At 64.0% G+C, this 18,800-nt stretch carries 21 protein-coding genes; 8 read left to right on the top strand and 13 right to left on the bottom strand.

Annotated elements, in window-relative coordinates:
* Positions 1 to 6 precede the first annotated feature (6 nt).
* From AC1DKY_RS06380 to thpR, 7 genes are all read right to left on the bottom strand, one after another.
* Positions 7 to 999: an LLM class flavin-dependent oxidoreductase gene (locus AC1DKY_RS06380; RefSeq protein WP_441604207.1), complete on the bottom strand. Its 993-nt coding sequence runs from the start codon at positions 997 to 999 to the stop codon at positions 7 to 9.
* Between the two features lie 473 nt (positions 1,000 to 1,472).
* Entirely contained in the window at positions 1,473 to 2,648 is a 1,176-nt protein-coding gene (locus AC1DKY_RS06375) for a YncE family protein (protein WP_441604208.1), read from the bottom strand.
* Between the two features lie 33 nt (positions 2,649 to 2,681).
* Positions 2,682 to 3,494 (bottom strand): creatininase family protein, encoded by an 813-nt coding sequence (locus tag AC1DKY_RS06370; protein WP_441604209.1) that lies wholly within the window; start codon positions 3,492 to 3,494, stop codon positions 2,682 to 2,684.
* 183 nt (positions 3,495 to 3,677) lie between these two features.
* Positions 3,678 to 3,890, bottom strand: a complete 213-nt coding sequence (locus tag AC1DKY_RS06365) for an oxidoreductase-like domain-containing protein (RefSeq protein WP_441604210.1) — start codon at positions 3,888 to 3,890, stop codon at positions 3,678 to 3,680.
* A 20-nt stretch (positions 3,891 to 3,910) separates the two neighbouring features.
* On the bottom strand, positions 3,911 to 4,678 hold the full coding sequence (locus AC1DKY_RS06360) for a class I SAM-dependent methyltransferase (RefSeq protein WP_441604211.1): 768 nt from the start codon (positions 4,676 to 4,678) through the stop codon (positions 3,911 to 3,913).
* 94 nt (positions 4,679 to 4,772) lie between these two features.
* On the bottom strand, positions 4,773 to 6,170 hold the full coding sequence (locus AC1DKY_RS06355; RefSeq protein WP_441604212.1) for a M20/M25/M40 family metallo-hydrolase: 1,398 nt from the start codon (positions 6,168 to 6,170) through the stop codon (positions 4,773 to 4,775).
* An 86-nt stretch (positions 6,171 to 6,256) separates the two neighbouring features.
* Complete coding sequence (gene thpR, locus AC1DKY_RS06350) at positions 6,257 to 6,856, bottom strand: RNA 2',3'-cyclic phosphodiesterase (protein WP_441604213.1); 600 nt, start codon at positions 6,854 to 6,856, stop codon at positions 6,257 to 6,259.
* 150 nt (positions 6,857 to 7,006) lie between these two features.
* Between thpR and AC1DKY_RS06345 the strand changes: the two genes are divergently transcribed.
* The 3 genes from AC1DKY_RS06345 (at position 7,007) to AC1DKY_RS06335 (ending at position 8,545) form a co-directional block, all read left to right on the top strand.
* Entirely contained in the window at positions 7,007 to 7,408 is a 402-nt protein-coding gene (locus AC1DKY_RS06345) for an ExbD/TolR family protein (protein WP_441604214.1), read from the top strand.
* Between the two features lie 192 nt (positions 7,409 to 7,600).
* Complete coding sequence (locus AC1DKY_RS06340; RefSeq protein ID WP_441604215.1) at positions 7,601 to 7,951, top strand: hypothetical protein; 351 nt, start codon at positions 7,601 to 7,603, stop codon at positions 7,949 to 7,951.
* A gap of 36 nt (positions 7,952 to 7,987) precedes the next feature.
* Positions 7,988 to 8,545 (top strand): Spy/CpxP family protein refolding chaperone, encoded by a 558-nt coding sequence (locus AC1DKY_RS06335; RefSeq protein WP_441604216.1) that lies wholly within the window; start codon positions 7,988 to 7,990, stop codon positions 8,543 to 8,545.
* 52 nt (positions 8,546 to 8,597) lie between these two features.
* Here the strand turns inward: AC1DKY_RS06335 and AC1DKY_RS06330 are convergent, their stop codons facing one another.
* Positions 8,598 to 9,206 carry a 2'-5' RNA ligase family protein gene (locus AC1DKY_RS06330; protein ID WP_441604217.1) on the bottom strand — a complete coding sequence of 203 codons (609 nt, stop codon included), beginning with the start codon at positions 9,204 to 9,206 and terminating at the stop codon, positions 8,598 to 8,600.
* A gap of 168 nt (positions 9,207 to 9,374) precedes the next feature.
* Here AC1DKY_RS06330 and AC1DKY_RS06325 point away from each other — a divergent pair, with 168 nt between their 5' ends.
* The 3 genes from AC1DKY_RS06325 (at position 9,375) to AC1DKY_RS06315 (ending at position 11,824) form a co-directional block, all read left to right on the top strand.
* A complete protein-coding gene (locus AC1DKY_RS06325) occupies positions 9,375 to 9,830 on the top strand; it encodes a hypothetical protein (protein ID WP_441604218.1) in 456 nt (151 codons plus the stop codon).
* A 111-nt stretch (positions 9,831 to 9,941) separates the two neighbouring features.
* Complete coding sequence (locus AC1DKY_RS06320; RefSeq protein ID WP_441604219.1) at positions 9,942 to 11,462, top strand: tetratricopeptide repeat protein; 1,521 nt, start codon at positions 9,942 to 9,944, stop codon at positions 11,460 to 11,462.
* Positions 11,463 to 11,545: 83 nt separating this feature from the next.
* Positions 11,546 to 11,824 carry a GIY-YIG nuclease family protein gene (locus AC1DKY_RS06315; protein ID WP_441604220.1) on the top strand — a complete coding sequence of 93 codons (279 nt, stop codon included), beginning with the start codon at positions 11,546 to 11,548 and terminating at the stop codon, positions 11,822 to 11,824.
* An 81-nt stretch (positions 11,825 to 11,905) separates the two neighbouring features.
* Here AC1DKY_RS06315 and AC1DKY_RS06310 read toward each other — a convergent pair whose 3' ends face one another.
* Positions 11,906 to 14,212, bottom strand: coding sequence for a transferrin receptor-like dimerization domain-containing protein (locus AC1DKY_RS06310; protein ID WP_441604221.1), 2,307 nt, complete (start codon positions 14,210 to 14,212; stop codon positions 11,906 to 11,908).
* Between the two features lie 266 nt (positions 14,213 to 14,478).
* Here AC1DKY_RS06310 and AC1DKY_RS06305 point away from each other — a divergent pair, with 266 nt between their 5' ends.
* Positions 14,479 to 15,099 carry a hypothetical protein gene (locus AC1DKY_RS06305; protein ID WP_441604222.1) on the top strand — a complete coding sequence of 207 codons (621 nt, stop codon included), beginning with the start codon at positions 14,479 to 14,481 and terminating at the stop codon, positions 15,097 to 15,099.
* Between the two features lie 4 nt (positions 15,100 to 15,103).
* On the opposite strand, the gene AC1DKY_RS06300 is transcribed toward AC1DKY_RS06305, so the two are convergent.
* On the bottom strand, positions 15,104 to 15,556 hold the full coding sequence (locus AC1DKY_RS06300; protein ID WP_441604223.1) for a GyrI-like domain-containing protein: 453 nt from the start codon (positions 15,554 to 15,556) through the stop codon (positions 15,104 to 15,106).
* A 233-nt stretch (positions 15,557 to 15,789) separates the two neighbouring features.
* Between AC1DKY_RS06300 and AC1DKY_RS06295 the strand changes: the two genes are divergently transcribed.
* Positions 15,790 to 16,500: a DUF899 family protein gene (locus AC1DKY_RS06295; protein WP_441604224.1), complete on the top strand. Its 711-nt coding sequence runs from the start codon at positions 15,790 to 15,792 to the stop codon at positions 16,498 to 16,500.
* A 57-nt stretch (positions 16,501 to 16,557) separates the two neighbouring features.
* Here AC1DKY_RS06295 and AC1DKY_RS06290 read toward each other — a convergent pair whose 3' ends face one another.
* The 3 genes from AC1DKY_RS06290 to AC1DKY_RS06280 form a co-directional block, all read right to left on the bottom strand.
* Positions 16,558 to 17,532 carry an RDD family protein gene (locus AC1DKY_RS06290; RefSeq protein WP_441604225.1) on the bottom strand — a complete coding sequence of 325 codons (975 nt, stop codon included), beginning with the start codon at positions 17,530 to 17,532 and terminating at the stop codon, positions 16,558 to 16,560.
* Positions 17,533 to 17,637: 105 nt separating this feature from the next.
* A complete protein-coding gene (locus AC1DKY_RS06285) occupies positions 17,638 to 18,048 on the bottom strand; it encodes a VOC family protein (protein ID WP_441604226.1) in 411 nt (136 codons plus the stop codon).
* Positions 18,049 to 18,218: 170 nt separating this feature from the next.
* Positions 18,219 to 18,602 carry a nuclear transport factor 2 family protein gene (locus tag AC1DKY_RS06280; protein ID WP_441604227.1) on the bottom strand — a complete coding sequence of 128 codons (384 nt, stop codon included), beginning with the start codon at positions 18,600 to 18,602 and terminating at the stop codon, positions 18,219 to 18,221.
* Positions 18,603 to 18,800: the final 198 nt, after the last annotated feature.

Below are 18,800 nucleotides of genomic sequence, written 5' to 3'. Positions count from 1 at the left end.
GCGGCGTCAGCTCGACAGACGCTGCTTTACATCGGCCACGATGGCGTACGAGCGACAACGCGCCTCGTGATCGAACACGTTCGCGGTGATCATCAGCTCGTCCGGGCGATGGCGTTCGACAAACGATTCGATGCCCTGCTTCACCGTCTCGGCGCTGCCGATCACCGCGCAAGCGAGCGCATGCTCCACGCCGAATTTTTCGGTGGGCGTCCAGAAGTCTTCGATATTGTCGATCGGCGGCGGGATCAGGCCCGGGCGGCCACGACGCAGGTTGACGAAACTCTGCTGCTGGGTAGTGAACAGGCGCTTCGCTTCCTGGTCGCTTTCCGCCGCGACGATATTCACGCCGAGCATCGCGTACGGCGCGGCCAGGCGCGCCGAGGGACGGAAATCGCGGCGATACAGGGCCAGCGCATCGTCCATCGCGTCCGGCGCAAAGTGCGAGGCGAAGGCGAACGGCAAACCCATCGCAGCCGACAGGCGGGCGCTGAACAAGCTCGAGCCCAGCAGCCACACCGGCACATTGATGCCGGCACCGGGCACGGCGCGCACGGGTTGATGGGGTGTCGCCGGCTCGAAATACGCCAGCAATTCAGCCACGTCCTGCGGGAACTGCTCCGCGCTGTCGAAATAGCGGCGTAGCGCCCGTGCCGTGGCGTGATCGGTACCGGGCGCGCGCCCCAGTCCCAGATCGATGCGCCCCGGATACAGCGACGCCAGCGTGCCGAACTGTTCGGCCACCTGCAGCGGCGCATGGTTCGGCAACATGATGCCGCCCGCGCCGACACGTATGGTCGAGGTCCCACCCGCCACGTGACCGATCAGCACGGCGGTGGCCGCGCTGGCGATGCCTGGCATGTTGTGGTGCTCGGCCAGCCAATAGCGATGGTAGCCAAGCGCCTCGGCGCGACGGGCCAGATCCAGCGTGTTGGCGAAGGCCTGGGTGGTATCGCTGCCTTCGGTGACCGGTGCCAGATCGAGGACGGAGAACGGAATCATGGGGCTTCCTCATGCGGGAAGCCCCGATATTGGGGACGCTGTCCCCAATTGCCAGTGAGGCCGACCGACGTCTCAGCCCATTCGCCAGTTGCGCTCCTCGACGCGACCGCAGCGGCTGCATTCGCGGCGACCGGGTTCCGGCCGAGCCCATTGATGCTTGAAAACACGGCATAAAAGCCGTTCGAGCCACTGCTTCCCCTTCATGCCCACTCCCTGAATCGCATGCCAAAACGTGCTCTACGTCACAATTTAACAGTGGCATTCAGAAAAGGCGATAACAGCCGCATGACAGTTGGAAACTCGCCGTGTTTGACGCAAGTGCTTGCACCGGCCTGACTTTTTTCAGGCCGGTGCGGTCAACAACGACGGGAGACAGGCGTGGAACGCAGCATCAGCGTCCGCGCGGTCAATCGACTCCCGCTGCGGTTGAAGGACAGCAGCGGGATCGCGCGCCTATGCCAGCGCGCTCATGCTCAGCGCATGATGCCCGTGTGGCCCAGCGAGTAACGGCCCGGCTGCGGCCATACGGCGAGACCGTGCGGCTCCTGGCCCACCTTGATCTTGCGGATCTGGCCCGTGGCGGTGTCGATCGCATAGACCTCGTCGTCGAAGCGACCCGACAGCCAGAGCGTCTTGCCATCGGCGCTCACATTGCCCATGTCCGGGCTGCCGCCACCGGGGATCGGCCAGTTGGCCACCACCTTCTGCGAGGCGAAGTCGATCACCGACACGCTGCCCTTGCCGCCGCGCGGACCGTGCACCTTGTTGGAGCCGCGGTTGGCGACATACAGCTTGGTGCCGTCGCGGCTCGGGTACAGGCCATGCGTGCCCACGCCGGTCTTGACGAAGCCCACCTGCTTGAAGCTGGCGCCGTCGATCAGGTACACGCCATCGGCCATCATGTCGGCGACGTAGAAGGTCTTGCCGTCCGGGGACGAGCGGATGTCCTGCGGCATGCCCTTCTTGGACAGGTCCAGGTAACCGAGCACCTTGCGGTTGACCATGTCGATCTTCACCAGCTTGCCGGTGAACTCGCAGGTGAAGATGGCATAGCTGCCGTCGATGGCGAAGTCGGCGTGGTTGATGCCCTTGCAGTCCGGCGCGCTGAGGCTGGAATGCTCTTTCATGCTGTGAGCATCGCGGAAATCCAGGCGCGCGAACGCTTCGGCAACGACGATCGCTTCCTTGCCGTCCGGCGTGAAGTACATGTTGTACGGATCGTCCACCGGCACCGCCGTGCCCGGCTTGCCGGTGGCTGCGTCGATCGGCGTGAGGCTGCCGGTCTTCTTGCGCTCGGCATTGTTGGTGACCCACAGCGTGCGCAGATCCCACGACGGCACGACGTGCTGCGGGCCCTCGCCCACTTTGAACTTGTCCACCACCTTGTAGGTGGCCGGATCGATCACGTAGACATCGTTCGAACGCAGGTTGGGCACGTAGATGCGCGCCGGGTCGTTCTTCACGGCGGCGCTGAGGTGATTGAGCCCCGCTTCGCTGTACATGTTGGCGGCGTTCACCACCGGCGGCATGCCAGGGACGGTGGTGACGGACGAAGCCGCCAGGGCAGTGCCGGCCAGGCACGCAGCGGCAAGCGCCAACGGTGCGAGGCGGAACAGACGGGAGGAACGCAGGGATTTAGCGATGGCCATGGCTCACAACTTAGGTCGGGTGATTCGGGGAGGTCAGTGCGCCTGCGTGTCGCGACGCAAGGCATTCACTGTATTTACCACAATAGCATTCACGCCCAGCTGACCGAGGTCAGCCGCGGAGCGGCGCGGGTCGCCGCCATACACGCCATCGGCGGCGCCCAGCTTGGGGCCATCCTGCAACTGGCCAAGGCGCACCATCTGCGGGGCCACGGCAAGCTGCAGGGACGTATCGGCCAAACCGGCGTGCGTGCCGATCTCGTCATCCTTGATGCCGTGCTGGCGAAGGATCTGGTTGAAACCCTCCGATGAGGTGGCGTAGTACTCCGGCGGCACGATGACGCGCGCCTTGCCGCCCCAGGCTTTGTTCAACCTGGCGGCGACGCGGTCCAGATCCTTCAGATAGCCGCCGTGGTCGCCCAGCAGGACGATGTTGCGGAAGCCATGCACGGCAAAGCTTTGCGCGGCCGATTCCAGCATCTGCTCGAACACGGCATCGGGGATGGTGATGGTGCCGGGGAAACGCATATGCGAACTGGGTGGCGCGGTGCCACCTTCGGGCACGTAGGTCACCACGGGCGCCACCAGCGCATTGCCCAGACGTTCGGCGATCTTCTGCGAGAGGAAAGCTGCACGTGCGTTGTGCTTGCCCACGGCGATGTACGGGCCACTCTGCTCGGTGCCGCCGATGGGAATGATGATGGTGGTCTTGCCGGCCTGGACCTGATCGCGAATTTCGGTCCAGGTGAGGTCCTGCAGCTGCACGGTGTGCGGTGTCTGGGCGAAGGCGGCGTGGGCGCTCAGCAACAGCAGCCCGCAGGCAAGGGTTCGCAACGACGGGAAAGGCATCGGATGGTCCTGAAAAGCAGGCGCCAAGTGTAGAACGCCCCCCTGTGGGAGCGCACCCTGTGCGCGACAGCAATTTATCAGCGCCCCCCGCCCGTCGATCATCGCCAGGCGAATGATCAACACTGAGGCAGTCGCGCACAGGGTGCGCTCCCACAACAGTACGGCCTCGCGGTACCGCGACAATCAATCGGGCGAATGCAGCGGATGCCGCTCTTTCCACGCCGCCAGCGCTTCGCGGTATTTGCCCATGGCTTCATCGTAGAAATCGAAGATGCAGGGCACGCAGCCCTGGCCGCAGCAGTCTTCGTCGTCGGGGCGTTGCGGCGGAGTGGGTGGTGGATCGTCGGAGGGCGCGTTCGCGCCCTCCGTTACGGTGGTTTGCTGTAAATCAGTCAAATCGTAAGTACCGCTCAGAGTCAGCCGGGCTTGCGGAAACGATAGACGAACTGGTCGGTATGACCACGGATCGACTTGTCGAATACCTTGATGTTGTGCGGGTCTTTGGGATTGCGCAGCACGTCGCTTTCGCCGTCGAACACAAAGCCCACGGACTCGACCTGCTTCTTGACGATGGCCGGATCGATGCGATGCAAGGTGTCGGTGTCGCGCATCCCCGAACCGGCTTCGGCGACATGATCGACCACCACGAACAGGCCGCCGGGCTTGAGCGAATCGAACACCTGCTTGTCGAAGGTCACCGGATCGACGTTGCCCATGAACTTGTCCGGGTAGTCGTGGTAGTTCTGCGACGTGAAGACGAGGTCAACCTTGACCGGCGTCTTGAACTCCTTGGCCGGCACCATCAGTACACCGACATTGGCGTAATGCGGGTTGGCTACCAGCGCCTTGGAAGCCTGCACATCCGACTGCGCTTCCTTGCCGTATTCGTTGGGCCACACGGCGAAGACCTTGCCCTGGGGGCCGACCACGCCGCTGAACACGCGCGTGAAGTAACCGCTGCCGGGAATCAGGTCGACGACCGACTGGCCCGGCTTGACCTCGGCGAAGGCCATCAGATCGGCGATCTTGCGGCGATCATCGTTGACGGTGTCGTCCTTGCGCGCGGGATCGTTGACCGCGGCGGTGACGTACGAGGGGACCTCGGCTGGCGCCGGCGGGGTCGCCAGCGCCGCGGTGACAGGGAAAGCAAGAGCTACCAGCACTGCAAGGACGGTCGGACGCATGACGAACTCCGTTTTCAGTTGGGTATTGGGGGCGCTAGTTTGCGCCCCCTCAGCATAAACCGCTGCAGGAGTTTCGGCACGGTCCCAGGTCGCGTTATTTGCCGACCGCCGGACCCGCCAACGTGGTGAGCAGCACGTGCCAATAGGTCACGTCGTCATAGAACGACTTCACCGGCACGCGCTCGTTGAGGCCATGCGCGAACGCGTCGCTGTTCTTCATGAACATGCCGTTCACGCCATAGGTCGGGATGCCTGCTGCGCGGAAGTAGATGCCATCGGTGGCGCCCGATTCCTGCACCGGCGTGATCGCCACGCCCGGACGAATGGCATGCACCGCCTTGGTCACGGCCGCAACCACATCCGGACGCAGCGGCGAGGCATCGCTGGAAACCGCCTTGCCGATCAGGTTGACCTCTACCTTGGGACCCACCTGATCGGCCAACGTCTTGCGCACCGTCTCGATGGACACGCCAGGGAAGATGCGGCAGTTGATATTGGCGGTGGCCGATTGCGGCAAGGCGTTATCGGCGTGACCACCGCGCAGCATGGTGGCGACGCAGGTGGTCCGCGTCTTGCCCACTTCAGTAGGATCGGCCGCCAGCACGCTCGCTGCGTTGGCGTCATGCGGGTCCTTGGCGAAGTCGCGCATGGCCTGCCCCACTTTGCCTTGCGTGGTTGCGCCAAGTGCCTTGAACGAGGCGATGGTGGTGTCGTTCCACATCACCGGAAACTGATAACCCTGCACTTTCTTCAGCGCGTCCGCCAGTTCATAGATGGCGTTGTCGGCACGCGGCAGCGAACTGTGACCGCCCGCGTTGCGCGTGGTGAGTTCGAAATCCGCATAGGCTTTCTCAGCCGTTTGCAGGCCGAACACGAGCGGCTTGCCGTCTTCGCCGAGCTCGCCGCCGCCGGCATCGGTATTGAGCGCGAACTCCGCATCGACCAGGTCGCGATGATTCTTCACCAGGTCGTCCATGGTGTCCTGCGAGGTTTCCTCATCGCCCGTGTAGACGATGATGAGGTCGCGCGTGGGCACGAAGCCGGCCTTCTTGAGCTGGATGAAGTTCGCCGCGAGCACGGTGACGCCGCTCTTGATGTCTTCGGTGCCGCGCCCGTAGAAATAACCGTTTTCTTCGATCAGCTTGAACGGGTCGCGCTGCCAGTCTTCCGGCTTGGCGGTGACCACGTCCATATGCGCCATCAGCGCGATGGGCTTGCCGCCGGTGCCGTTGCCGCGATAACGCACCACCATCGCCGCCGTCTCGCCGTGCGGGATGATATGGATATCCGCATCGGGGAAACCCGCCGCGCGGAACTGGTCGGCGAGGTAGTTCGCCATCACCGGCACCTGCCCCTGCCCGATCTCCGTCTTGAACGCGATCAGGTGACTGAAGATGTCACGCGCCTGCGCCTGGTTGGCGTTCGGCGCGGCAGCCATGACGGGAAGCGCGACCGAGCAGGTCAGCACAGTAGCGAGCAAGGGTTTCAACATGGGCATCTCACCGGCGTCGGAAGGAGCCGTGAGTATGTCGTGTTACCCGGCCGCACGGCATCCTGCGGCGCGCCATGGCCCGCGGGCTATGGTGCCCGGAACCGCCAGGTGTCCAAGATCCGGTAGTCACCGCCGCCAACGACACTGTGCACCAACGAAAATCCTTCCACGCGCCAGCTGATCGGCGCGATCGCCATGGGCTCCGGCAGGCGGCCCCGGCTATAGGCAAAGGTCACATGCGGGGTGAACTGGCGTGACAGGTGTCGCCCCAGGCCGGCCAGCGACAACGTCTGTTGGAGGTCATTCCACAGTCGCTGCAGGCCTTCGGGTATGTGCAAGCAGCGCAGCACGCAAGGTGGTTCGCGACCATGGAAGGCCGCCGCCGAATCCAGCACCAGCTCAAAGGGCTGGGCCTGCACCTTGGCCCCGGCCGCCATCGCCGCCTTGGCGATGTCTTCGCGCAACATTGGGTGATCGCCAAGGAAATGCAGCGTGGCGTGATAGCGCGACGAGCGGATCATGCGCGCATGCAGATGCTGCTCGGCCGCCACCCGCGCAGCCGCGGCCTCGATGCGTTGAGCCACGGCAGCGTCCGGCATCAGGGCGAAGAACAGGCGGTGGACTTGCGGCGGGGTGTGGCCACCCAGCAGATCAGGCTGGCGATCGGAAGAAGATGGGCGGTTCATGCAGACACGACGTGGGGCTAGCGGTACACGATACCGCACACGACGACCCTACTTGCGCGACACCCGGCCGTCGGGAGTAATCTGGTCCCGCCGGCTCATCCCCAGGTCCGGCGTCCCACATCGATGCCATTCACGCGGTAAGGAGGAAGTATGGCTTTCTCTGCACGTGTTTCCGATGCTCCGCTCGCCCAGATCAACGTGACGCCACTGGTGGATGTGCTGCTGGTGCTGCTGGTCATCACGATGATCACCTCGCCCGTACTCACCCACAAGTTGAAACTCGACCTGCCGCAGCCGGGCCGCAGCAACCACGCCGCGACGTCCGAAGCGGTACGGTTGTCGATCCAGGTGGACGGCTCGATGACCTGGAACGATGTGCCGATCGATGCCGCGATGCTGTCATCGCAACTGGCGATCGCCGCGCACCAGGGCGAACCGCCGCGACTGCAGCTTGATCCCGCCGATGGTGCGCCCTATCAGTCTGTGGCCAGCGTGATCTCGGCGGCCAAACGCGCAGGCCTGGAGAAGATCGACTTCGTATCCACGCGCTAGCATCAACACCGGCGAGGACGTTGCGGCGTCCTCGTCGCTGTCGTGACAACGCAAATGTCACGCGGCAGCGACATAAGCAAACCGTTCCCAAAGTCGTATGAAAATGCGGCGACGTATTGTGCTGGCGTGCACATGGCCAGACCTACGCTTCCCACGTGCGACACCACCGCCGCACGGCCGGAGGGAACGTAGATGAAACACCACTCGTCCATCGCACTACATCACAAGCTTGCCGCCGCCGCGATGGCTGTGGCCTGGATGGCGCTGCCGCTGCCGGCGCTGGCGCAGTACCACCATGGCCCGCCGCCGCATTACGACCACCACGATTATCACAGTCATTACGACAATCACTACGACTATCACCATGACCACTACGACCATTACGACAATGGCGGAGCCGTGGTTGCCGGCGCCCTGCTCGGCGTGGCCGCAGGCGTAGCGATCTCCAACGCCAATACGCCGCAGCCGCCGCCGACGGTAATTTACACCTCGCCGCCGCCACCGCCGCCGCCGGGTGTCGTCTATTACAACGACGGCTACTAGAACGCTGCCGCCATCCACTGCACAGGAACTCCGACGATGAAAACCACTCTTCGCAGTTTGACCCTGCCGGCGCTGGTGTCCTTTGCGCTGGTGGCCGCTCCCGCATGGGCGCAACAAGCCGCACCAACCACCGCGCCTGCCGCGCAGAAATTGCCCACGGCCACGCCGCCGGGTGCGCAGGACCATGGGCAGAAACACGCTGATGCGGTCGAGCGGCGCATTGCTGACCTGCACGCGCAACTGAAGATCACCGACCAGCAGGCCAAGCCCTGGGATGCCTTCGCGCAGACCATGCGCGACAACGCACGCAAGGCCGACGAGGCGTTCCGCGAACGCGCGCAGAAGCTGCCGACCATGAGCGCTGCCGACGCCATGAAGTCCTATGCCGATCTCACCGAGACGCATGCGGACAATATGAAGAAGCTCTCTTCCTCCTTCAGCGATCTGTATAGCGCGCTCTCGCCTGAGCAAAAGCAGATTGCCGATGCGATGTATCGCAACCCCGCCGGCGGCCCGAAGGGCGCCGGCCCTCACAAGGGCGGCAAGGCGAGCAAGAGCGTACCGGCTGGGGCTACTTCAAGCGCGCATAGCTGATCCACCGCTGCACCAACGAGACGCGGCACGGCAATCGTCGTGCCGCGCTTTTCTATTGCGCGCTGCGGGCGGGTTCCTGTGCATCTTCGAGCGCAACACGGCGAACGCATTGCAATGGCCCAAGTTGATCGCGAGCGTCGTAGGTGACGTACTGGAGCTCGCTGGCCTGCAGCGAGGGAGGTGGCGCCCTGACATCATCCAGCCGTTGCCGCAGTTCAGCCGCGGATACGCAGCGGCGATACAAACCCAGGGTGATGTGCGCGACATAGGGCGACTGCCTGATTTCGGCGCTGCATTCCCCCAGGACACCCCGCCACCTCGCCAGTCGTCCCATGGGATCGCCCACGGGAATGAAGGCAGCGCTGGCGAAGCTGTCCACTCTTGCGAGAGGCAGGCTGCACGCGACACCTGCGTCTGCCTCAAGCAGAGCCACCTGCTGCCCGAGCCGTTGCAGGGGAAAATCGTCGTCACGCTCTCCTTCGCCATGAAAGCCGCAGACGAATACCGTCAGATGCGCCTGTCGACGCGGGCTCGGATGCAGCAAGTCCGCCAACTGGTTGCGCGCGACCCGGATGTACTCGAGCAGTTCCGTATCGACCACGGGAACGATCCAGACGCCGTAGCGCAGGCGCCCCCGGCGCCAATGCGGGTAGTCGCGCAAATCAGCCACCAGGGTTTGGGCGGGTGCTGCCGTGGAGTCGGAAAACAACATGGATCGATGCTATCGATTTCGCCCGGTTGGTAGTGGCCGGCGACCCTGCAAAGAGTCATGTCGCCCGCCGGCCTGTATGCGTTTAGAGTAGCGGCGCCAGACGCCACGGAGAACACCATGACTCGCTCGCGTCATCCCCTGCTCACAGCCATCCTCTGGGGTGGCGTGGTCGCCGGCACGCTGGACATCGGCGCCGCCTCGCTCATCAGCGGTTTCAGCCCCGTCGTGATCCTCAAATACATCGCAGCCGGCTTGCTCGGCAAGGGCGCGCTCGCAGGCGGCCCAACGGAAGCGGCGCTGGGCATGCTGCTGCAATGGGCCATGTCGCTGGTGATCGCAGCCGTGTTCGTGCTGCTCGTGGGCCGCCGCGTGGCCGCCACGCGGCAGTGGCCCATCTGGGGCATAGCCTACGGCGTCGTGGTGTTTGCGGTGATGAATTACGTGGTCGTGCCATTGTCCGCCTTGCACAAGGTGCCGCACTTCAGCGTCTTCAGCTTCGTGGCCAACCTCGCGGCGATGCTGCTGTTCGGCTGGATCATCGCCCTGTTCGCCAGGACCCGGCTTTCCCCTTGATGGCTGTGGCCTCCCGCGACGGTGGCCAGCGCACTTAGAGGACGGCTCTTGCGGAGTCGCCACGTCCCTCGTCTTCGGGCACATTTGCCGTTGACACCGGGGGGAGTCTTCATGCGCAAAACAGCCGTCTTCTGCACGCTGCTGGCCATCGCCAGTGGCGCCTCAGCATCCACCACCAGCAAGCCGCCGGCACCGCCCGTCAGCACCGCCCAGAGTACCGATGCCGCGAAGGAAAACCTGCGCGTCGCCATGATCTACATCGGCAGCAACAATCTGAAAGCCGCCACGCAGGCGGTCGACCAGGTACTGCAGCAAGAGGACTTCGAGCGATTGCCGGAAAAGATTCGCTATGCCGCGCAGCTGATGGCTGGCGCCATTGCCGAGGAGCAGGGCGAGCACAAGAAGGCCTATGGGTATCTGGTGCGCGCGACCGCCCTGCCTGAAGCCGACGGCGAGGCCTGGTTCACCCGGCTGAGCAGTGCCTATGCACTCAAGGACTATGCCGATAGCGCCGTCTGCGTCACGACGATTGCGCAGCGATGGCCGGACAAACTCGGTGACATCAACGAGCGCGCCGTGATCACCATCGAACGTGAGTTGATGGATGGCAACCATGCTTCGCAGCGACTCGCTTATTTGCAGGCGCTATTCGATGCGCGATGGAAAGACTCGGACGGCGAGCCCAACGAGTTATGGCAGGACCTCGCCACGCTCCAGCTGGCCAATGGCCACACCAGGCAGGCGGCAGCGGCGGCCGCACGCATCGACTCGGCCCGCACCGTGCTGTCCATGCGCGTGGACAAACGCTTCGATGCGCTGACTCGCGCCGATCAGAAGCACTACGACGTCGATCGCATGCTGGCCCGTGAAATCGACAGCGCACGGGCACAGATGCAGTCCACTCCACACAAGCTTCGTCCGACGGTGCGCCTGCAATCGCTGCTGCTGAGCGCTCGGCGCTACGACGAAGTGTTGGCGCTCGCCGATGCGGTGATCGCCAAGACGCAGGATGGCAACGGCAGCGCGACCTACGAGGATTTCGACAAGCAGTACATCTGGCTGCTCGACGAACGCTCGCGTGCACTGGCCCGACTCGGGCGTTGGGACGAGGCGGTGGAACAGTGGCAGCGTGCCGCCCGCCGCCCCGAAGACGGCGGCATGAACGTGAGCCAGATCATCAACCTTGGCCAGTTGTATGCCGACCTGAAGCGTCCCGGCGAAGCACTCAGCACCGTGCAGGAGCTGGGCAGCATGAGCCCCTATGGGCGCATGCAATTGGAGATCGTGCGACTGGAAGCGGCCATCGTCCAACAGGACCAGGCGGCCATCAGCATGCATTTGACCTATATGCGTGAGCACCGCAAGGACGCCATCACCACCTGGCAGGCGGCATTGTTGCTGAGCAACCATCTGGACGAGGCGGTCGACCTGCTGATCGAACGCCTCAAGAACGAGGAATGGCGAAGCCAGGCGCTGGACGATATGCAGATATATGCCGACATCCGCACCACGCCCATGGACACCGAACGTCTGCGGCGATGGCGCGATGTGATTGCGCGTCCCCAGGTGCAGAACGTGCTTGCGGGCGTCGGCCGGGTGGAAACCTTCCATCTGGATCCCACCGAAACCTGATGGCCCTGCGTCGCCGGGGCTCGACCGCCCCGTCGCCATGCACGTAGGATGACGTGCCGGCGTTGCCCACGAATGCAGACCTCATGCCCCGCTCCACAGGCCCCTGGCTTCTCTACCTGATCGAATGCCGTGACGGCACCTACTACGCCGGCATCACCAACGATCTTGAGGCGCGCTACCAGGCGCACGTGAGCGGCAAGGGCGCGCGCTATACGCGTTCGCACCCTCCGCTGCGCTTGATCGGTTCGCGTGCCTATGAAAATCGCGCGGCAGCGTCGCGTGCGGAATGGGAAATCAAGCAGCTGCCCAGGCACAAAAAGATCGGCTATCTGGACGGCGCAGCTGTCGCTCCATCCGTGTAGGAGCGCACCCTGTGCGCGACCGCCGCCTGGAGGGCGGCCGCTTTGCCGGGTGGTCGCGCACAAGTGCGCTCCTACAGGGGGTTACGACTTCTTCAGCATCGCGGTGATTTTGTCCAGCTGTTCGCGGTAGCCATCCAAAATCTTGGCGGTGGCCTGCGCGTACTGGTTGGCCTCCTCCCAGCGACGTCCCTCGATCGCCTCGCGCACGCCAGGTACCGTTTTCACGCCATAGCCGGTGAGCATGCCCGGCGCGTAGATCATGTGGCGGAACCAGGGACGCGCCGGCAGACCGGCAGCGCTGGTCAGCGACTGCTCCATCTTCCCCATCAACGCATTGAGCTGCTGCTGTTGAGCGGCGGGCAGGTTGAAGCCAGCCGCGGCGCGCTGGCTGTAGGCGGCTTCGAAGGCCTGTGCGCTCTTTCTCAGCTTGCGCGTCGCATCGTCCAGCGGTGCGAGTTTGATCTCCGGCACATCGCTATCGCGCTCGGGCGCCAGCTGCGGCCGGGTGGGATCGGATACCAGTGCATAGGCGTGCTTGTCCAGCAACTGATGTTGCTGCTCGGTGTCCTTGCGTGTATCGGCGACCAGTTGATGCAACTGCTCCACATAGCGATTGAGCGTGTCGCTGAAGTCCTCAAAGCGCATCGGCAGCACGGTGGCGTCCGCGGTGCGCAGCACGATATGACCTGCGACCTTGGACAGCGCCACGCCGTACTGGAAATCGGGATCGCCGAAGCGCACGTAGTGATCGAAGGAGTCGTACGCCGAGTGATAGACGCCCTCGTTGTCTTCCTCGCCGCTGAAGCCCAGGTCCAGCGATGCAATGCCCAGGTGTTCGAGGAAGGCGCTGTAATCGGAACCCGAACCAAGCGCACTGATCGGCACGTCGCCACCGGCCGCGGCGAGCTTGGCGGCCTCCTTGGTTTCGGGCTTGGCGTCTTTGGCGGCGCCGCTGACCATCATGTGCGCACGCATGCGTTCGAGCACGCTGCCCTTGGTCTCCGGATCGGTCACGCCTGCAGCCACCTGGTTCACCAGATGCTGGTAGGAATGGCTGCCGCCGGCATCGAGAAAACCGCGGCTGTTGGTATCGGAGTTGAGATAGAGCACGGCCTTCTGCTGCAACTCGTCGGCATGGGTTTCCGCCCATTCGGTGGAGCCGAGCAGGCCGGCTTCTTCACCATCCCAGCTGGCATAGACGAGTGTGCGCTGCGGGCGCCAGCCCTGCTTGTAGAGCGCGCCGATGGCCTTGGCTTCGGCCAGCAGGGCGACATTGCCTGCCAGCGGATCCCAGGCGCCGAAAACCCAGCCGTCGTGATGGTTGCCGCGCACGATCCAGCGATCGGGCTCGGTGGAACCCTTGATGGTGGCGATCACGTCGTATACCGGCTTCTGGCCCCAATCGGACTGCACCGTCAAATGCACCGGCGCCGTACTCGGCCCCATGTGATAGGTGATCGGCAGCGAACCGCGCCATCCGCCCGGCGCCACCGGTCCGCTGAGTGACTTCAGCAGCGGCGTGGCATCGGCATAGGAAATCGGCAATACCGGAATCTTGAGGATGGTCTTCGCTTCGCTCAGCGACAGACGCTTGGCATCGTCGGTGGAACCGATGCCGGGGGTGAGCGGATCACCGGGATACTGCTGCATGTCGGCCACCGAGCCGCGCTGCACGCCATCTTCCGGACGCCAGCCGCCATGCGGATAGGTGTCGCCTGCGGCATATCCGTCCTCATGCGGGTCGGAATAGATCAGGCAGCCCACGGCACCGTGTTCCTGCGCCAGTTTGGGCTTGAGGCCGCGCCAACCCGCACCGTAGCGCGCAATGACGATCTTCCCGCGCACGTCGATGCCACGGCGGGCGAGGTCCTTGTAGTCGTCGGGCATGCCGTAGTTCACGTAGACCAGCGGCGCGCTCACATCGCCGTCGCCGCCATAGACGTTGTACGGCGGCAGCACGCCGTCCTTGATGCTGGAGGTGGCATCGCCTGCCACTGCCGGCTCGTGCAGCTTGGCGGTGAACGGGTGCGGGCCCTTCAGTTCCAGCGCCACTTTCTTGGGCGTGGGATAGAGCACGTTGAAGGTTTCGATATGGGCGTCCCAGCCCCACTCCTTGAACTTGGCCAGCATGAATTCCGCATTGGCCTTGTCGTGCGGCGATCCCACCTGGTTGGGAGCAGAGGACATCTGCTTGAGCCACTCGCGCTGGTCGGCCGGATCGAGCAAGGCATCAAAGCGTTGCTCCAGGCTCTTCTGGGCCGCCGCGCCGTCGCTGGTGAAGCCCAACAGGCCGGCGTCCTCATGGCCAGTGCCATCGGCACCCAGGGCGCTGCCCATGCAAGCCAGCAGGCAGGCCGTCAGCAACGGCCGTAGCGTCAAACGGGTCATGCGTTTCTCTCCCCAGCGGTGGCACAGTGAATACGCGGCGCTCTCTCGCCGCGTGGACGTTCAATGTTGTCGTGGCACTTATACCTTGAGGCCGTGGACAACCGTCTAGGACAAAGGTCATGGATCGGCCTTGCGCGTCTGGCCATGGCAATCGAAAAGGATCCGCCCCAAGCCTCCGGACCACTGAAGTTTGGCGCCCAGGCGCCGATAAACACCGTGTCACCCCGGCAACGGTGTGACACCAACCCCTTTCTGGCGGGACACCCATGCTGCAGACCGCGCCCAACATCCCGTATCTCAAAGCCGCATGGGCAGCCTTCGCCGGCATCAGCGGCGCCAACGCCAAGCAGAGCTACGAGGCGGCGGGCCTGAGCTTCACCCGCATCAATCACTCCACCCTGGTGCGCAAGAACGAGGTGCAGGTCTCCACCATGCCCGTTCACTACACGCGGCATGAGCTGCGCGTGGGTTTCCTTGGCCGCATCGAGAATGAAGTGCGCAAGGCCGTCAACGAGATGGAAGCCGTGTTCTACGGCGAGCTGTGCCTGCCCGATGGCCACCACCTGGTGATCGAGCTGGAGGAATGTCTGCGCTTGCTGCGCCGCCGTGGCAACCGCTCGCTGTCCATCCTGATCGAACCCGATGGCTCGGCGCCGCTGGCCGCGTGCATGCGGGTGGAGATGCGGGTGTTCCTCGATGCGCCGCGCGCCTGCCTGTTTGCCAACGCCGCGGGTCCCACCACCCAGGGCTGGGTCGACCTGCTCGAGGAAGCCCCCAAGCGCGCCCGCACGCCGCGCGCCAACCACTACGCCGAGCTCGCTCACCTGATCAGCGTCACGCTCAACGACGCCTTCGCCTCGTTTCCGCGAACCCAGTTGGCCGCCTAAGCGTTTATTCCACCGGGATGTACAGATCGGTCTCGGACGTCGGATCGTCCGGCGAAACGAAGCGCTCGTCGTAGCGTTCGAATTCCACGCCGGCACGCGCCTTGAGGCCCAGCTTGGGCAGCAGGCGGGTATGGATGGTCTGGAAACTTTCGCCGATGCGCGTGGCCACGCCGCGATGGGTGAACACACCGTACTTCTGCGCCGGCACCTGGAATTTCACCATGCCTTCGGGCACCGGCGCGTCATCGGCCACCGGCAGGCCCGCCACGTATCGCAGCATGCCATCGGGCAGTGGCGCGCAGACGCCGTAGGACACACCGGGCTGCGAGCGCAGGCCGATCTCGTGTTCCCGCGGCAGGAAGCGCTCCCACAAGGGCCCGATCCCGTTCGGGCTGCGGGCGATGTGCTCCAGTCCGACGACCGTGAAAGCAGGCAACGACACAATCCGATGATCCATGGCGCAGACGTCCTGGCAGCAGCGTTGAACGAGCCCCCAGCCTACGGCACTGGGCGTATGTGACAACAGGGTGAAAGTGGCCACTTGCATCGACCGGCCGTTTTTGTCTCCGCCGCGCGGGCGATGTCGATCTGGCCCGGGCCTGTTCGTCATGAAGTTAGACGCGACCTTCGCCCCAGCCCGCGAGGATGCGTTGCGCCCATCTTCCGCTGCCTGCCCCGAGGATATCCGCCATGACTTCAGCCGCCACCCTGGTCCCCGTTGCCGAACTGGTCAAGCGCAACGGCGTGACCTTTGCCCGCGAAAGCGCGGCCTACCGTCACGCCCGTGATGCCTTGCTCGCCGAAGAAATCCAATTGCGCCGCCATATCGAGCGCGTAGCCGAACAACGCCGCGCCCTGCCGCCCGGCCCCGAAGTGCAGGGCGACTACCGGTTTGTCGGCGAGCAAGGCCCGGTCGATTTCGCCGGCCTGTTCGGCGACAAGCAGACCCTGGTGACCTACAACTACATGTTCGGCCCCCAGCGCGAGCGCCCCTGCCCGATGTGCACGTCGCTGCTGGGTGCATGGAACGGCGAAGCACGCGACATCCAGCAACGCGTGGCGCTGGCCGTGATTGCCCGCTCGCCGATCGAACGCCTGCTTGCGTTCAAGCAGGAACGCGGCTGGCGCGATCTGCCGCTGTACTCGGACGCCAACGGCCAGTTCAGTCGCGACTACGGCGCCATCGCCGACGACGGCAGCGATATCCCAGCCTTCTGCGTATTCACGCGCCGCGACGGCCATATCCGCCTGTTCTGGGCCGGCGAAATGGGCGGAGAAACCGCCGACCCCGGCCAGGATCCGCGCGGCGCGCCTGACCTTATGCCGATCTGGACCATTCTTGACTGCGTGCCTGAGGGCCGCGGCGGCAACTGGTATCCGAAACTCGATTACGGCACTTGAGCGCATGCAGCGGTCGGGGCGTGGCAACCACCCCGACCGCTGCCGAGACAGACAAGGTCAGTGCGTACCGGCGGGCGCCGACGTCCCACCTTCAGCCGCCAAAACAAGTTCGCCCGGACGGTATATGTAGCTATGCATGACTGTGCCGTGCGCGATGCCCATGCTGTAGCCATAGTTGAGCGACACCCGCACGCTGTCATCACCCGAAAGATCGAGATGGCTGGCGGCGATGATGTCGGCAAAGCTGCGTGCCATATCGGCTCGCTCTACCAAAGATTCGTCCAACTGAATCGTGGCCACGATGGAATGCACGGGCGCGTGCCCATTGAAGCTCACGGCCATCTGACTCAGTGTCGCGGCGCGCACGTGGGGCTGGGCCAGCATGGCGTTCTGCACCGGTACCATGGCTTTCAGGTCATCGCTCAGGAATCGCGGCCCGATGAACGGAACCGCCAGTGCCAGTGCCGCCAAGAGCCCGACGAATGCCCAATGACCCTGCCACATGGTCGCGAAGCGTGGCTGGCCATCCTCCCTGGTGGCGCGAACCACATAAGTAGCCACCACCAGGTCATGCAGCGACTGCCGCGTGCGACGGTTGAAAACGAACAGGTAGATGATCGCCAATTCACCGAAGCCAGCGATGGCGCCGATGGCATAGGTCAGGGGATGAAAAGGCGTCGCCGCAAAAGGTATGCAAGCCAGAAAATACGGCGTACCCAACACGGCATAACGCATCACCGAACGTGGCAGCGCAAGCAAGTCACCGTCCTTATCCACGACGCGCACGCCAGCAACCATCTTGCCCAGCGTCTGCCCGCCCATCACATGGCTATTGCCGATGCCGAAATACAGCAGGGCCATGGCGAAGCCGGGGATCAACGCATAGCCACCGGCCCTCGCCAGCGGGTCGAACAACAACGCACCGACCAGCATGCCGATCAGGCCCAAAACGATGACATCGAACAAAAAAGCGCCTGCGCGCCGCCAGAATCCGGCGATCGCGAGATCGCCCACCGCATTCCCCTGACTCACATCCAGCTCCCCTTGTGGCTGCTGGATCAGCATCTTGCCCTAAGTCACCAACAAGCACAGCTACCCGTTCTTCTGCATCCGCAGGGGAACGGGTAGCTGGCGGTATCACTCGCCGGGCGTCTTCAAACAATTAACCATCCAGGCCTTGCCATAGCGATCGGTGAGCATGCCGAAGCGGTGCGCCCAGAAGGTTTCGGCGATGGGCATGCCGACTTCACCGCCATCGGATAGCGCCTTGAACACGCGCTCGGCTTCGGCGGGATCGTCGACGCTGATATTCACGCAACCGGTGGAGCGTGTGGTATGCGGCGGGCCGTCCGCACCCATCAGGATGCTATGAGGCGTTTCCAGCTGCGAATGCATCACGCGGCCGTGCGTTTCCGGCGGCATCTGCGCGGCCATGGGCGACTCGCCGTAGGTCATGCGCATGGTGATCTTGCCGTTGAACGCCTTGGCGTAAAAATCTAACGCCTCGCGTGCCTGGCCGTCGAAATCGAGATAGGGAATGAACTGCATGTGGCTGCTCCGGCTGCGTGGGGACTGAAAGCCTCTTTAAGCCATCGCCATCAGTCATGGCGATGGCTTGAGGCCATCCATGGATACGTGCCTCAGATCGCTCCAAGGCACGCGTTCCCAAGAATGACGAACGAGCGTCTCAGGAATCGACACGCATCGACAGCGAGCCATCACTGCTCCAGTTCCACCCACTGCGCACGCCACGCCGGTGCATCGAAAGGATCGGCGAAGTACTGAACCTCATGCGCCACCTTGCCGTCGCGAAACTCCATGATGCTCACCGTGAAGGCCCGCTTGCCCTGGTAGTTGATCTCGTATTCGCTCACCCACAGATTGCCCTCGCCCACGATGCGCCGGACCTTGAACCCCGACGGCTTGCCCGGATGATGGCCGCGCAGTGCCTGCAAATTGCGTCGACCGCGAATGACCTCGCCCGACTGCGGGTACTCGCACACGGCGTCGTCGTGATAAATGTCGTGCTCGGCGTCGAGATCGCCCGCTGCCGAGGCGGACCAGTGCCGGTCGATGGCCGTCCGAATGCTTTGCGTATCCATCATCGGCCTCCGGCGAATCCGCGCGATGGCGACTTCAGCGCCCGATAGCGCTGTGACGCCCGGGTGAAGAGAGGCATCAACGCATGCCTCTTGAAGCAACCTGCAGCGTGCACTCGCGCGGCGTGCCGCTCAAGTGCCTCCAGCGCGCGCGCACCGGCGGCGGAGTAAGCTCCGTCGGATTGAAATTCCGGTGGTGAC

It is taken from the genome of Dyella sp. 01N448, from assembly GCF_056399225.1.
The sequence above is the reverse complement of the archived record's forward strand: the minus strand, read 5'-3'. Positions and strand labels throughout refer to the sequence as shown.

What these genes read in the sequence shown, in the direction of transcription:
- AC1DKY_RS06320 (WP_441604219.1), top strand. Translation starts at nt 9,942, where the DNA reads ATGCGCAAAACAGCCGTCTTCTGCACGCTGCTGGCCATCGCCAGTGGC.
- AC1DKY_RS06360 (WP_441604211.1), bottom strand. Translation starts at nt 4,678, where the DNA reads ATGCGTCCGACCGTCCTTGCAGTGCTGGTAGCTCTTGCTTTCCCTGTC.
- AC1DKY_RS06295 (WP_441604224.1), top strand. Translation starts at nt 15,790, where the DNA reads ATGACTTCAGCCGCCACCCTGGTCCCCGTTGCCGAACTGGTCAAGCGC.
- AC1DKY_RS06280 (WP_441604227.1), bottom strand. Translation starts at nt 18,602, where the DNA reads ATGGATACGCAAAGCATTCGGACGGCCATCGACCGGCACTGGTCCGCC.
- AC1DKY_RS06315 (WP_441604220.1), top strand. Translation starts at nt 11,546, where the DNA reads ATGCCCCGCTCCACAGGCCCCTGGCTTCTCTACCTGATCGAATGCCGT.
- AC1DKY_RS06310 (WP_441604221.1), bottom strand. Translation starts at nt 14,212, where the DNA reads ATGACCCGTTTGACGCTACGGCCGTTGCTGACGGCCTGCCTGCTGGCT.
- AC1DKY_RS06300 (WP_441604223.1), bottom strand. Translation starts at nt 15,556, where the DNA reads ATGGATCATCGGATTGTGTCGTTGCCTGCTTTCACGGTCGTCGGACTG.
- AC1DKY_RS06380 (WP_441604207.1), bottom strand. Translation starts at nt 999, where the DNA reads ATGATTCCGTTCTCCGTCCTCGATCTGGCACCGGTCACCGAAGGCAGC.
- AC1DKY_RS06305 (WP_441604222.1), top strand. Translation starts at nt 14,479, where the DNA reads ATGCTGCAGACCGCGCCCAACATCCCGTATCTCAAAGCCGCATGGGCA.
- AC1DKY_RS06340 (WP_441604215.1), top strand. Translation starts at nt 7,601, where the DNA reads ATGAAACACCACTCGTCCATCGCACTACATCACAAGCTTGCCGCCGCC.
- AC1DKY_RS06345 (WP_441604214.1), top strand. Translation starts at nt 7,007, where the DNA reads ATGGCTTTCTCTGCACGTGTTTCCGATGCTCCGCTCGCCCAGATCAAC.
- AC1DKY_RS06335 (WP_441604216.1), top strand. Translation starts at nt 7,988, where the DNA reads ATGAAAACCACTCTTCGCAGTTTGACCCTGCCGGCGCTGGTGTCCTTT.
- thpR (WP_441604213.1), bottom strand. Translation starts at nt 6,856, where the DNA reads ATGAACCGCCCATCTTCTTCCGATCGCCAGCCTGATCTGCTGGGTGGC.
- AC1DKY_RS06285 (WP_441604226.1), bottom strand. Translation starts at nt 18,048, where the DNA reads ATGCAGTTCATTCCCTATCTCGATTTCGACGGCCAGGCACGCGAGGCG.
- AC1DKY_RS06375 (WP_441604208.1), bottom strand. Translation starts at nt 2,648, where the DNA reads ATGGCCATCGCTAAATCCCTGCGTTCCTCCCGTCTGTTCCGCCTCGCA.
- AC1DKY_RS06370 (WP_441604209.1), bottom strand. Translation starts at nt 3,494, where the DNA reads ATGCCTTTCCCGTCGTTGCGAACCCTTGCCTGCGGGCTGCTGTTGCTG.
- AC1DKY_RS06325 (WP_441604218.1), top strand. Translation starts at nt 9,375, where the DNA reads ATGACTCGCTCGCGTCATCCCCTGCTCACAGCCATCCTCTGGGGTGGC.
- AC1DKY_RS06355 (WP_441604212.1), bottom strand. Translation starts at nt 6,170, where the DNA reads ATGTTGAAACCCTTGCTCGCTACTGTGCTGACCTGCTCGGTCGCGCTT.